Source organism: Ferdinandcohnia sp. Marseille-Q9671 (assembly GCF_976954385.1).
On the sequence record NZ_CDRJTA010000004.1, the window covers coordinates 1,209,699 to 1,223,136 of the forward strand.

Below are 13,438 nucleotides of genomic sequence, written 5' to 3' on the forward strand. Positions count from 1 at the left end.
GTGAAACTTTGTATCTATTCACCTTTGGGTGTAACTTTTAATAGCTTTTGTACTATTTTGCTACTACTTTTGTACATGAATCATAGGACTGTGGACATGGTCTTATATTGTGGTCATGATATTTGAAAAAATATAAACAAAAAAAGCGAATTCGAGCATCCGCTTTTTTTACAGGATCTTAACATAAAAGGCACGAGTTCGTGGGCCGTCAAATTCACAAAAGTAAACACCCTGCCATGTACCTAATAGTAATCGACCATCAGCTACAATCACGTGTTGTGATGCGCCAACTGTACTTGCTTTCATATGGGCTGCTGTGTTTCCTTCCATGTGTCGGTCAAGTTTATGTTCCCATGGATAGACTTCATCAAATCGTCGAAGCATGTCACGTTTAACATCTGGATCAGCGTTTTCATTAATCGTTATGCCTGCAGTCGTATGCGGGCAATATACAATTATTGCTCCCTCTATAATGCCACTTTTGCCGACGATTTCCTGAACCTTATCAGTAACATCAATCATTTGATCACGTTTGCTTGTTTGTATGGTGAATTTTTGTAGCATCTTATTGCATTCTCCTTTATCAATTATCCAAAGAAAAGATCTAGTATATTAGAGGCGGTTGAAGTATCCTTGTTGTAAAATTCAGAGTACCCGCAGTTCTTACAATAGACAACAGTGAATCGATTTTTTTGAATGTCTAACATTTTCGAAATTCCTGCTCCAGTCATTGCAACATCTTTGGTTCCAGCATTTGTGCTACCGCATTTTACGCAGCCTTTATTTTGCATGTTATCCCCTCCGATATGGTTTTAAACTACTATTATTTACGAATACCGGTGCAAATAGTTTCAAAAATTCTTAATTTGATTTAGGGCTTTTTCGATTGTTGGATATGTAAAAATAAACCCTTCTCTTTGGAGACGTTCAGGAACCACCCATCTGCTTTTTAAAATTAATTCAGTTTCCGTTCTGATAAAAACAGCACCGATTTTAAGTAACCATTCTGGTGCAGGAAGACCGAATTTACGATTGTAAACTTTTCTCAGGTTTGCCATCAACTCATGGTTTGTGATTGGGTGTGGAGTTGAACAATTAAAAACACCGAATAAATCCTCACGATCCCTAAGGAATAATATGATTCTAAAAAGATCCTCTATATGAATCCAACTGAATTTTTGAGTGCCAGGTCCTTGAATTCCCCCAAGTCCAAATTTTACAAGGTTTTTATACGGAATCATTACGCCACCTTCTGCCCCTAGTACAATGGAGATTCGTAGAGCGATCTGCCTGGTTTTCGCAAATTTAAAGGAGAAAAAAGCTTCTTCCCATTTCTTTGCCACATCCACCGAAAATCCGGTTCCGATATCGCCACTTGCCTCGGTCATCGGCCTATCCTCGGCATGCCGATAGATCGTTGCTGTACTCGAGTTGATCCATAAGGAAGGAGGATTTTGACATTGGTTAATCGCATCCCCTACTATATTTGTAGTTTCAATCCGTGAATTCAATATTTCCTCTTTGTTTTTATCATTATATCTACAGTTTACGGATTTTCCTGCAAGGTTAATGAGCATCTCAGCACCGTCGAGCGCTTGAATAATCTCTTGTCGGTCATTCCATGTTATGTTCGGTGTATTTCTGGATATAACTTTGACCTCATAACCGAGTTCAGTAAATCTTTTTGAAAAATATGTACCTACAAATCCTGTTCCACCCGCAAGGACGACCTTCTTTTTCATAATACCATCCCCTTCTATTGACTTAGAATTATTTTACCATTATTTGGTGCGCGTTGTATTGTTTCTGTCAGAAAAACAAGTATAATAGATTTTGAATAATAGGAAAGGTTGGTGGGATATGATTTATAAATCTCGTACAGAAACTGCTGATATGCTTGTATCGAAATCTTTGTATCATCGGTTGGACTTATCAAATAAAGAAAAACAGTATCATTCTAATCTTATCAAAGGCTATGAGGGCGAGGTTATGTTTGATACGCTTACTGAAAAACTAGAATGTGAATGCCTCGTTTTGAATGATTTATTACTCCAGTTCAACAACACTACATTTCAAATTGACTCTTTACTAATTACCTCAGATGTCCTTTATCTTTTTGAAGTGAAAAATTACGAAGGTGATTTTTATTACGACTCCGATCGACTTTATACGAAAACAAAAATAGAAATTAATAACCCTCTTGTCCAGATGAGTCGAAGTGAATCTTTACTACGACAGTTGCTCCAAAGCCATGGATTTACTATACCAGTACAGGCTTTCTGCATCTTTATTAACCCCGCATTTACCCTATATCAAGCACCTCTTCATAAACCATTTATTTTTCCAACACAGCTACATGCCTTTTGTAAAAACTTAAATATGTTATCGGCAAAACTAAATAAGAAGCATAGAGCCCTCGCTGAAAAGTTAGACTTCTTACATATTGAGAACTCCCCCTTTCGGAACTATTCAGCGTATGAGTTTGAACAACTTCGAAAAGGAATTCTCTGTGAGTCATGTAAGTCATTTTCGATAGATGTTGTTGGTAGAAAGTGCATTTGTCGGGATTGTGGGAATGAAGAAATGGTTGTGGATGCCGTAAAACGTAGTGTTGAAGAGCTGAAGTTGGTGTTTCCGGATATGCGGATTACTACAAATCTGGTTTATGAGTGGTGTCGGGTTGTGGAGTCTAAAAAAAGAATAGGTAGGATTTTAGATAAGCATTATAAAAGAATAGGTGTGCACCAATGGTCTTATTACGAGTAGGAATTATTAGGGTGGTAAAACAGCACTGGTTTTCTAGCGTTGAGCCTATGAGAAACATAACTCAGATTTTCATGCAAAGTTAAGTGTTTCATTGAGTGTATGAAGACCATAACTTAGATCATAGTACCAGGTTAAGTACTTCATCGGGCTTATGAAGAACATAACTCAGGTCTTAATACCAAGTTAAGTACTTCATCGAGCGTATGAAGCCCATAACTTAGATCATAGTACCAGGTTAAGTACTTCATCGGGCTTATGAAGAACATAACTCAGGTCTTAATACCAAGTTAAGTACTTCATCGAGTGTATGAAGCCCATAACTTAAATCTTAGTACCAGGTTAAGTTCTTCATCGAGCGTATGAAGCCCATAACTTAGCTCATAGTACCAGGTTAAGTACTTCATCGAGTGTATGAAGCCCATAACTTAAATCTTAGTACCAGGTTAAGTACTTCATCGAGTGTATGAAGCCCATAACTTAAATCTTAGTACCAGGTTAAGTACTTCATCGAGTGTATGAAGCCCATAACTTAGATCATAGTACCAAGTTAAGTACTTCATCGGGCTTATGAAGAACATAACTCATGACTTCGAATCAGGTTAAGTGCTTCATCAAACTTGTGAGGAATATAACTTAGATCTTAGTACCTAGTTAAGTACTTCATCCAACACACGAAAAGCAAAACGTAGTCTGTATATCAAGTTATGGTTTTCAGTCTTATAAAAAGTATTAACAAACCAAAACAGACACCCACAAACCTGTGGGTGCCTGCCATTTCAAACTTTATATAGAAGCTTGTTTATTTATCCAAGGATGTAAGCGAGCGTATAACAGCATGAAAATGACTGCGACGATGAGACCTTTTAGTAGATTAAAAGGGAGAATCATATAGACTACCATTTTGAGTGTTTCTGGTGATGACATCAATGGGATGTTTAAGAAAAAGTTGAATGCCGGCAGAAAAATAAAATAATTTAGCACACTCATGATAATAGCCATCATAGCTGTTCCGCCAACTAGACCTATTGTTAAGCCTGTTCTTGTTTTAAGTAGCTTGAAAATGTAGTAGGTTGTGAGAACAAAAATTATGCCTGCTACAAAGTTTGACATGTGACCAATTGGTACACCTGTTTCACTGCCTGTAATAAAGTAATCAATCAAGTTTTTAAACAATTCTACAAGTACTCCTGCCATCGGTCCGAATATGAGCGCGGCGAGCAGTGCTGGTACATCGCTAAAGTCGACGTTTAAAAAGCTTGGGAATGTTGGCAATGGAAAATTAAAAAACATTAAAATGTATGAGATTGTACTCAACATTCCGATTGCCACAAATTGACGCAAAGGTATTTTTTTCATGTTACTGTCCTCTCCTCTTTTGTCGATCCACCTCAAAAGAAGAAAGGTTCGGCATATTTAAGACATACCCAAATAAAAAACCCCCAAGAATGAATTCTTGAGGGAGTTAATGTAAAGGCATGCTTAATAAACGTTCAAAGAATAAAATTTTTTGAACGCGCAGAACCTCCATCTTCTCCCATCCAGACTATACTGTCGGCTTTGGAATCGCACCAAATCCTGCCTTGCGGCTCGCGGGCTTAGAGAGTATCTCTCATCACCGCCGGTCGGGATTTTCACCCGGCCCCGAAGATAGATCATATTTAATTTCACTTCATTTTACCAATAAATTGTCGTGTTGTGAAGAGAAATGCTTGAATAACACTTTTACCCGTTAAAATAGACCCTATGTCTTATGCATAGGGTCCGTTAAAAGTGTTACTTTCCGTCAACAACTTCTTTTAATATCTCGTATGAACGCTTTTGTTTGTCGCGATCAAAAATATAGGAAACAGCCATAAGCTCATTTACATTGTATTTTTCCTGGAAGCTTGTTAGCTGTGAACGGATGGAATCCTTGCTTCCTAACAATGTGACACTAGACATTGCTGATGACATTTCTTTTTCAGGTTGAGTCCAAAGAGAATCCATACTATCGATAGGTGGTTGTAGTGGTGATTGTGTGCCACGAACCACATTTAAGAAGAATTGTTGCATGGTCGTTAATTCTCTTTCTGCTTCTTCATCTGTTTCCGTAGCTATTACATTTAAGCAAACCATCATATATGGTGAGCTCAAGTATTCCGATGGTTGGAATCGACTACGATAGATCGAAATCGCCTCCTCCATGAATCTTGGTGCAAAATGGGATGCGAATACATACGGTAGTCCTAATTTTGCAGCTAAATATGCGGAATCAGTTGACGATCCTAGAATATAGATTGGTACATTTGTACCCACACCAGGATATGCCTTAACATAACCTTGGCGTTCAAGTGGTCCAAAATAAGTAAGTAACGCATTTACATCGTCTGGGAATGTATAAACTGAATCTTTATTTGAACGTCTTAGTGCGTTCGCCGTCATCATGTCCGTCCCTGGTGCACGCCCTAATCCTAAATCAAGACGTTCTGGGTATATGGTTGCCATTGTCCCAAATTGTTCTGCCACGACAAGAGGTGCATGGTTTGGTAGCATAATACCGCCCGAACCAACACGGATTTTCTCAGTATGTTCTAAGGTATGTTTAATTAAAATAGGCGTTGCAGAACTTACAAGAGTTGGTGAATTATGATGTTCCGCAATCCAATAACGTGTATACCCCATTTTTTCTGTTGCTTGAGCTAAATCGACCATTGCATCGATTGCGTCCTTCCCGGTCTCTCCCTTACGAATAGGTGCGAGATTCAGAACTGACATAGGTATATTTATAGTAGTCATTCGCAATATTCATTCCTTCCATTTCGTTTCCCTACTATCTTACCAATTGAAAGACAAGAAACAAACTATCTTGCTTAGTAAAGTGTTTTCGAAAGTTCAGACTATTAGACCAAGAGGAATTGTCTTAATTGTGTTATAATTTAAAAAATATTTGAAGCAAACATTAAATTCACCATGAGAGGAGCTTTTAACATGGCAAATCTACATACGAATTTCCCGGTTAAGGCACCGAAGACTTTTAAAAAGAGAGTAGCTATGATTGGTCCAGGTTTTGTTGCAGCTGCAACAGGTGTCGGTACTGGGGATTTAGTTGCAGCATTGGTAGCAGGTGCGGGTTTTGGACTTGTATTTGTGTGGGCAATCGTTATTGGTTCAATTCTTAAGTATTTTTTAAATGAAGGTGTAGGTCGATTGCACCTTGCTACGGGAAAGACGATTATTGAAGGCTGGCAGCAGATGGGTAAATGGGCTACTGGTTATTTCGGAGTATACGCCGTGATATGGGGATTTGTATATGGAGCTGCAGCCACATCTGCGTGTGCACTTGCTATGACAGCGATGTTCCCTGCCCTTCCCTTTTGGGCCTGGGCAATCATTCACGCGATTGCTGGGTTCCTACTCATTTGGACTGGCCGTTATCTTTTATTTGAAAAAGTGATGATGATTTTAATAGGGTTAATGTTTGTAACAGTAATTGGTTCTGCAGCACTATTTCTTCCTACAATCGGTAATTTGTTAACGGGATTTGTTCCAACGGTTCCTGAAGGCTCATTTATGCTTGCACTTGGGTTAATTGGAGGTGTCGGTGGTACGATTACGATGGCTTCCTATGGTTATTGGTTAAAAGAAAAAGGTTGGAAAGGGAAAGAATGGGTACCGATGATGCGTTTAGATTCGAAGGCTGCCTATTTTATGACAGCACTTTTCACTCTCTCCCTACTTATCGTTGGAAGCCAATTTCTACATGGAACTGGTATTGTGATACAAGGTGAACAAGGTCTTTATCAATTATCAGAGATGATTGGAGACAAGTTTGGTAGTGTCTTTACATGGCTGTTTTTAATTGGTTTCTGGTCAGCCGCATTTTCATCTCTCTTAGGGGTGTGGAACGGTGTTCCTTATCTTTTTGCAGACTTTGTACGACTTATGCAAAAAAAACAGTATCGGACAGCGACTGAAAAAGATCCAGCTTACCGTGCGTATTTAGCGTGGTTAACCTTCCCTCCGATGCTTCTCTTATTCTTTGGTAAGCCAGTTCAATTAATTATTTTGTACGGCGCACTTGGTGCATTGTTCATGCCGTTTTTATCTATTAGTTTATTGTGGTTGTTGAATTCAAAACGAGTTGATAAAGAATATAGTAATAGTTTCTTATCAAATTTCGTGTTAACTGCCTGTTTGATATTATTTGTGATTTTGTCTGTCCAACAATTAATTGGGTTATTTTAGTAGTAAAATGCACTTTCAATCTCATGGTTGGAAGTGCATTTATTTTTTTATGTTTATAGAAAAATTGGTACACACTAAGGAGGAAAATTAAGGGTAAGGTGGAGTAATTATGCACTTTTTTGCTTCTCAGGAGGATTTAAATGCTATTGAGTGGATGCTAAGAGCAATTGTTGGCTTCGCGTTTTTTGTTGTGATTGCTAGAATTATGGGACAACGAACGATATCCCAGGTGGGTCTTCTTGATTTTGTAATCGTCTTACTAATCGGGAATATTATCGCACATCCGTTATCAGATGAAGGACTTGGATTAAAAGGGTCAATGATTACCATGACTGTTATTCTTGTAATGTATTTGATCGGGATTTTATTAAGTTTACGGTCAGTGAGGATAAGGAAATTATTCATTCCTGCTCCCATACCCATCATTGAAAACGGTATAATTTTGTATAAAAATCTTCTTAAATCCAGAATATCAATTGATGTCTTACTCTCTGAATTGCGTCGAAAAAATGTAGAAGATATTCAAAAGGTAGCTCTTGCATTTTGGGAGCCAAGTGGGACAGTATCATTCTTTTTAAAGTCTGAATATCAACCACTCACTCCGTTTTCACATGAGAAACCTGTTAAAACGTTTCAGTATCCGAAAACAGTAGTTAAAGAAAGGAAAATCGATTATAACGAGTTACAACAGCTGGGCAAAAGTGAAGAATGGCTGTTACAAAAAATATCAACCACCTATAACCATGTCACACTTAATGAAATTCTACTTGGGACGATTGATGAAAATGAACACGTCTCTATCTTTTTATATCATTAAAAAAACGATTAGTAGTTCATCCAATCGCACTTGAAAAAATCACTCCATCCTTCCTTTTCAAATACTCACCCCTAAAATTGGTCATACTACCTAGATAGAGTTTTTTTTGAAGTGGAGGATTTAGGATTGGAACATACATGGCTGTCTTTGATACCCTTTCTGATTGTGATTCTATTTGCTATTTGGCTCAAGGATATTTTACCGGGTCTTGTAATTGGGCTCCTTGTTGGATCAATTCTTGTTACGTCTGATATATTAAGTGGCACACAACAGTCTGTTACGTATGTGGTCACAACTTTATCAGATTCGACCAATATTAAGATCGTCAGTTTCCTTTATGTATTTGGCGGTTTAGTTGGAATGATGAATATTGCAGGAGGCATTAAAGGTTTTACGGAATGGATAGGAACAAAGATAAAATCAGAGCGAGGCTTACTTGGTTTAATCTGGCTTACCCTCCCTTTCACCTTTATGATGCCGATGTTTCGGATTATGATGATAGGTCCTATTATAAAAACATTAATTAAAAAAATGAATCTATCGAAACAAAAGGTTGGAATGACATTAGATATTTCAACGGAGTCAGTCATTGTGCTGCTACCAGTTGCAACAGCTTTTGTTGGGTTTATGGTGTCACTTGTTGAGGGTGGCATTAGAGAACTTGATTTAGGTATGTCACCATATCAAGTGTTTTTATTGAGTATCTTGTTTAATTTTTATGCAATTGTCATGTTACTGATTGGTATAATTCAAACCTTTTGGCCGTCTAAAACAGCGAACCAATCGAATAACCAGGTTGATCTAGAGGAAGAAGAGCATGAGTTTCACCGAATGGGGATCAAGAAAGAGCTGTCAATGGTAAAAGCGCAGCCGTGGAATTTAATAGTGCCTGTATTTTTGCTATTAGGATTGTCACTTTATCTCTTATGGGAGGATGGAACATCACTTGGCGCGCAGACGGTTTTTGAAGCATTTTCTATGGCGGATGCAACCTTTGTGATGCTTTTGGCAGTTTTCATCACCTTGATATTCACATTTGTGTTTTATGTAGTCAGAAGGCAAAAATTAAACGAAATCATGTATCATTTCTATGATGGTGGAAATCAAATGATGCAAGCGATTAGCCTGCTCATCCTGATTTGGGCACTCACATTATCTGCTGAAGAGCTTGGATTTTCAGAATTTATTAGTTCAACATTAGGCTCGTTTTTACCAGGATTCTTAACACCTGCTACCATTTTCTTGATAGGTTCAGTAGTTGGTTATTTTATTGGTTCTTCGTGGGGAACCTGGGGGCTATTTATGCCATTAGGAATTGCCCTAGCCTTATCTACTGGAGCTTCCATTCCATTAACCGTGGGTGCGGTTTTTGCAAGCGGTGCGTTTGGGGCATTGACCTCACCGTTGGGCGATACGACCATTACCACTGCCTCCATCTTAGATATGGATCTTGTCGATTATGCTCAATACAAACTAAGACTCTCTGCAGTGGGTGGAGTCATAGCTATTGTTTTTTATATTATCGCAGGTGTAATGATTTGATAAAAAATAGACTAAACCGTTGGGCTTTAGTCTATTTCGCATGTTACAAATTACGTTCTTGAAACGTTTTAAAAGCTGAGTTCTTTAACACAATTCCTACAATCACAAAACCAAATATTGATCCGACTAGTGAACTAAAAATGAAAGATGGAACGAACCCAAATAATGCGGCATCTTGCCCTAAGATTAGAGTCGCGATTGGATAACAAGCCATTGCTCCTAGAAGCCCTGTTCCGACAATTTCACCAGTCATAGCCATTGACGCCTTTTTTGTTTTTGAGTACAAATAAGCTGCTAAAAAGGCTCCGATCATGCTCCCAGGGAACGCAAACAAGGAACCTGTACCTAACATGTTACGGAGAAGCGCTACTGAGAATGCTTGCAGAACAGCATAGGCTGGCCCAAGTATAACTGCTGATAATACATTGATGAAATGTTGCATCGGAAAAACCTTGGTAAATCCAATCGGAATCGAAAATAAGTGACTTGTAATTGTTCCGATAGCCACAAACATGGCAGTGAGTGTCAATTTTAATGTTTTATTCAAGCTAAGTCCCCCTTTCTATGTATTAATCCATTACGAGTCCACCATCAACGACAAGATTTTGACCAGTTATCCCTGAACTCCAAGGTGATGCAAAGAAAAGCACCGCATTTGCGACATCTTCAGGTGTTGTCACCTTTTGAAGTGGAGTAGAATCCTTGATTAATTGAAATACTTCTTCAGAAGTCGCTGAGCTTGCATCGGTTGTTTGTAGTAATCCCCCTGAAATCATATTTACGTTAATGCCAAAAGCTCCTAAATCCTTTGCCATGCTACGAGTAAACCCTAATAAGGCTGCTTTACTTGTATTGTAATCGTGATAGGCAACAACTGGATTTTGGACAAGATTTGTTCCTATTGTAATAATTCTTCCAAAGTGGTTCTCCTTCATGTCTGGAAGTGCAGCTTGTGTAGTATGTAATGCTCCTCGAATTGCGCCTTCAAGCTGTATGTGATAATCCTCCCACGAAATTGCTTCCGCATTTTTCCTGCCAATCGGGTCAAAACGAAAATCAATCAACGCATTGTTGACAACTGTTGTAATGGGCTGATCAAAGTGTTCCTTCGCTTGAACGAAAATGTGTTGGACATCCTTTCGATTTCGAATATCTCCTTGAATGGCTAAAGCTTGCTCCCCAATCTCTTCTTGCAATAACATTGCATTCTCTTCACTTTGATAGTAGTTAATTACAACCTTTGCACCTTCATTTGCAAAAGCTTTTACAATTTCCTTTCCTAATCCACGAGCCCCGCCCGTTACCAATACAATCTGATTATGTAGCTTCATTATGGTATCCTCCTAATTTAGTAGATAAAAAGAAACCGCAAAAAAGCCAGATCCACATAAAATGGACCTGGCTTAGTTAGTTAGCAAGAAAAATGGACATCTTACTCTCTACTTTCCTCCGCCGGTATTACCCGGATCAGGTCCAAAGGGTTAAAAAACGTCCGTTTTTCTCTCAGCCCAACCGGGCACCCCTAGTAGTTTGCGAATATTCTTTCTATAATCATAGACCTTTCATAATTAATTGTAAAGAGCTAGTACCCATAATATGGTATTATTAAAGAAACTGTTCGAATTTTCGTACTATAAAAGGAGTGTAAATAAGTTCTTTTATGTAATGGTGGCCTTGTTTGCAGTAGGTATTGGTGCACTTGGTTGCGGAATCTTTATGTTTTTTGTGAAAATGGAACATAAAAAAGCTATTATGCTAAGTGTAATAGGAATTTTCCTTATTGTCGGAACAATGGTATCTGGAAAGCTTCGTCCTTCCTATGAAAAAGACACATCGATTATTGTTCAAGAAACGTCCGTGTCTTCTGACAAAAATAGCGATGGAAAATACAGCTGTAATGTCAATGATCCGTACTCTGTTTATCAATTTTTTAGTGAAGATAAAAAAGAGGTGGAAGATTTTTGCGCTGTATTTAAGAATGGGGAGACCTATGATATTACCTATCTTTTTAAACAAGGAAAGTATACTATTTTAACAGTGAATGATGAAAGACCAAATCAAAACTGATTTGGTCTTTAGACTGTTGACAAACGCTCGCAAAACGGCGCTGCTTACCTCGCTCATGAAGGCAACTTCTATTCGCGTCTTCGATCGGCTTCGCGCCTTGTCTGACAAGCGCTCTCAAACAGTCGGGGATAATAACTCAACCTTCTTATATGTACTTGCTACCTTCTCTGATACTTAACTTTGGTAACGTATTTTCTTGAATAAAAGCTCGTACCGAGTCAGGACTTGTTTTGGAGTATTCCCGTAATGCCCAGCCAATAGCTTTTTGGATGAAAAACTCTTTACTGGAAGCATTCGCAGTTATGTAGTGATATAAAATGGTTTCGTTTGTTTCTTCTTTGTATTTTAGCTGAAACAGAATCGAGGAACGTATTAGCCATAAATGATTACTATATGCCCACTCATTAATTGTTTCGGTAATGACTTGAGGCGTTTCCCTCCCAATCTTCCCGACTATATGTGGAGATAAAACGTCAACAGTGTCCCACCATGATTTAGTTGTGATAAGCTCTTCGATAAATGGTAGATGCGAGGAAGTAAGCTTCTTTAATGACCTCACTAAATAATCCAACGCAGCATACTGATATTCCCGTTCTTCCTTCCTCCATAATTGCTCTACAAGTTCCTGTTGAAACTCCTGTTTTACAATCCCTGTTTCGGCGTAAAAGTCACGCATCAATTTCCGTCTTACTGGTGTTTTAATACCTAGGAACGGAAAATGGTTTTTCATATATTTTTGCATGGGTCCTGCATTTTCAATGTACCGATTCTCTTCAAATAATGCAGTTAAATACGTTATCTCATTCATTATCTAACATCCTTTTACATACAATCTAGTTCAATGGTACATATCCAGTCTTTTCAACAATTTCCTGACCTTGTTCAGATGTCATCCAGGTAAGAAATGCCTCTATATGTGGATTATCAGTTTTAGCAGTGATTGCATAGAATTGATCTACAAATGGATAGGTTTCGTTTTGAATGTTCTCCTTAGTGGGTAGAATACCTTCAACCGCTATATTTTTAATTTTACCATTTTGAACCATATTCTGCGAAAAATGTCTGAAAGAAAATCCGATTGCATTTGTTCTGTTTTGATAATTCGTTGTTTCGGTTATAATGCCACCCATAGCAGATACAATATCTTCAGAAGGAGGTTCCATGAGTGAGAGACCATTCATAATACGGAGTAAAGCAGATTGACTACCGCTTCCTTCAGGACGTTGAAATGCACGAATCTCTTCATCTTTTCCTCCAACTTCATTCCAATTTGTAATATGCCCAGAGTAAATACCTTGAATCTGTCCAACTGTTAAGCTACTTATGGGATTTTTTGAATGGACAAAGAAAACAAAAGCTTCTCTGCCGATTGGTGTTAAATGTAGGTCGATTCCTTGTGCTTCAGCACTCCTCATTTGATTATCTGAAGGGTGTGCCATAAATATAAGATCGACATCCCCATTCAGCAAGCGCCCAAAAGCCTCGCTCGTTTGACTAGATACCACTTCGCTGTCGTATAGTGGGTATTCCTTTTCAGGATAGACGGCTTGCACAAAAGCTGAATAAACTGGATAAAGAGCAGTCGCACCATCAATCGTTGGCAGGTTATCCTTTATTTTAAATGTAGAAGGCTCTTCTAATGAAACAGCTTTTGTATTTTCAGTAAAAGGTTGGTACTCTGTTAAATCAACATCTTGTGTGCTTACTACTTCAAGACTATTTACATAGGCTTGGTATCCGTTAAAAGTAATTATAGATAGTAAGCATAGAGCAAAAAATAATAGTGATACAATCTTTGGAATCTTTTTCTTTACTTGTCCAAAGATTGCTAGATTAAGAAAGATGATGACTCCAATCGTACTGATGATGGTAAAAGGTACATAAAATTCAGCGTTCCTTGATAGAGCCGAAAAAATCGTTGCGATAAATCCAATAAAACCGACTGATAAAACGATGAATATCCCTGCAGCTACTCTCATACGTTCCTCCTAAAGTGGTATCGAAAAGATCAAAATTCCTACT

The 13,438-nt window shown here is 38.1% G+C and carries 14 protein-coding genes and 2 riboswitches; of the genes, 5 read left to right on the forward strand and 9 right to left on the reverse strand.

The window, feature by feature from the left end:
* Positions 1-168: 168 nt before the first annotated feature.
* The 3 genes from ACWNMY_RS21170 to ACWNMY_RS21180 are packed head-to-tail and all read right to left on the reverse strand — an operon-like array spanning position 169 to position 1,742.
* Positions 169-564 (reverse strand): secondary thiamine-phosphate synthase enzyme YjbQ, encoded by a 396-nt coding sequence (locus ACWNMY_RS21170; RefSeq protein WP_449540226.1) that lies wholly within the window; start codon positions 562-564, stop codon positions 169-171.
* Positions 565-587: 23 nt separating this feature from the next.
* A complete protein-coding gene (locus ACWNMY_RS21175; protein WP_449540227.1) occupies positions 588-791 on the reverse strand; it encodes a zinc ribbon domain-containing protein in 204 nt (67 codons plus the stop codon).
* A 60-nt stretch (positions 792-851) separates the two neighbouring features.
* Positions 852-1,742 carry a TIGR01777 family oxidoreductase gene (locus tag ACWNMY_RS21180; protein WP_449540228.1) on the reverse strand — a complete coding sequence of 297 codons (891 nt, stop codon included), beginning with the start codon at positions 1,740-1,742 and terminating at the stop codon, positions 852-854.
* A gap of 118 nt (positions 1,743-1,860) precedes the next feature.
* Between ACWNMY_RS21180 and ACWNMY_RS21185 the strand changes: the two genes are divergently transcribed.
* Entirely contained in the window at positions 1,861-2,766 is a 906-nt protein-coding gene (locus ACWNMY_RS21185) for a nuclease-related domain-containing protein (protein ID WP_449540229.1), read from the forward strand.
* A 783-nt stretch (positions 2,767-3,549) separates the two neighbouring features.
* On the opposite strand, the gene ACWNMY_RS21190 is transcribed toward ACWNMY_RS21185, so the two are convergent.
* Together ACWNMY_RS21190 and ACWNMY_RS21195 are read right to left on the reverse strand one after the other, a co-directional pair.
* On the reverse strand, positions 3,550-4,122 hold the full coding sequence (locus ACWNMY_RS21190; protein WP_449540230.1) for an ECF transporter S component: 573 nt from the start codon (positions 4,120-4,122) through the stop codon (positions 3,550-3,552).
* A gap of 166 nt (positions 4,123-4,288) precedes the next feature.
* A riboswitch (FMN riboswitch) is annotated at positions 4,289-4,419 on the reverse strand.
* Between the two features lie 120 nt (positions 4,420-4,539).
* Complete coding sequence (locus tag ACWNMY_RS21195) at positions 4,540-5,541, reverse strand: LLM class flavin-dependent oxidoreductase (RefSeq protein ID WP_449540231.1); 1,002 nt, start codon at positions 5,539-5,541, stop codon at positions 4,540-4,542.
* A 192-nt stretch (positions 5,542-5,733) separates the two neighbouring features.
* On the opposite strand from ACWNMY_RS21195, the gene ACWNMY_RS21200 reads away from it, so the two are divergent.
* The 3 genes from ACWNMY_RS21200 to ACWNMY_RS21210 all read left to right on the forward strand — a co-directional run bounded on the left by ACWNMY_RS21200 (position 5,734) and on the right by ACWNMY_RS21210 (position 9,349).
* Positions 5,734-6,990 (forward strand): Nramp family divalent metal transporter, encoded by a 1,257-nt coding sequence (locus ACWNMY_RS21200; RefSeq protein ID WP_449540232.1) that lies wholly within the window; start codon positions 5,734-5,736, stop codon positions 6,988-6,990.
* A gap of 109 nt (positions 6,991-7,099) precedes the next feature.
* Entirely contained in the window at positions 7,100-7,807 is a 708-nt protein-coding gene (locus ACWNMY_RS21205) for a DUF421 domain-containing protein (protein WP_449540233.1), read from the forward strand.
* A 126-nt stretch (positions 7,808-7,933) separates the two neighbouring features.
* On the forward strand, positions 7,934-9,349 hold the full coding sequence (locus ACWNMY_RS21210; RefSeq protein ID WP_449540234.1) for a Na+/H+ antiporter NhaC family protein: 1,416 nt from the start codon (positions 7,934-7,936) through the stop codon (positions 9,347-9,349).
* A 43-nt stretch (positions 9,350-9,392) separates the two neighbouring features.
* On the opposite strand, the gene thiW is transcribed toward ACWNMY_RS21210, so the two are convergent.
* Together thiW and ACWNMY_RS21220 are read right to left on the reverse strand one after the other, a co-directional pair.
* Positions 9,393-9,896, reverse strand: coding sequence for an energy coupling factor transporter S component ThiW (gene thiW, locus ACWNMY_RS21215; protein ID WP_449540235.1), 504 nt, complete (start codon positions 9,894-9,896; stop codon positions 9,393-9,395).
* Between the two features lie 22 nt (positions 9,897-9,918).
* Positions 9,919-10,680: a 3-oxoacyl-ACP reductase gene (locus ACWNMY_RS21220; protein WP_449540236.1), complete on the reverse strand. Its 762-nt coding sequence runs from the start codon at positions 10,678-10,680 to the stop codon at positions 9,919-9,921.
* Between the two features lie 96 nt (positions 10,681-10,776).
* Positions 10,777-10,883, reverse strand: a riboswitch (TPP riboswitch).
* Positions 10,884-11,023: 140 nt separating this feature from the next.
* Between ACWNMY_RS21220 and ACWNMY_RS21225 the strand changes: the two genes are divergently transcribed.
* Entirely contained in the window at positions 11,024-11,416 is a 393-nt protein-coding gene (locus ACWNMY_RS21225) for a hypothetical protein (protein ID WP_449540237.1), read from the forward strand.
* Positions 11,417-11,561: 145 nt separating this feature from the next.
* Here ACWNMY_RS21225 and ACWNMY_RS21230 read toward each other — a convergent pair whose 3' ends face one another.
* Both ACWNMY_RS21230 and ACWNMY_RS21235 read right to left on the reverse strand, forming a co-directional pair.
* Positions 11,562-12,224: a DNA alkylation repair protein gene (locus tag ACWNMY_RS21230; RefSeq protein WP_449540238.1), complete on the reverse strand. Its 663-nt coding sequence runs from the start codon at positions 12,222-12,224 to the stop codon at positions 11,562-11,564.
* A gap of 25 nt (positions 12,225-12,249) precedes the next feature.
* Positions 12,250-13,395 carry a PstS family phosphate ABC transporter substrate-binding protein gene (locus tag ACWNMY_RS21235; RefSeq protein WP_449540239.1) on the reverse strand — a complete coding sequence of 382 codons (1,146 nt, stop codon included), beginning with the start codon at positions 13,393-13,395 and terminating at the stop codon, positions 12,250-12,252.
* Positions 13,396-13,438 lie beyond the last annotated feature (43 nt).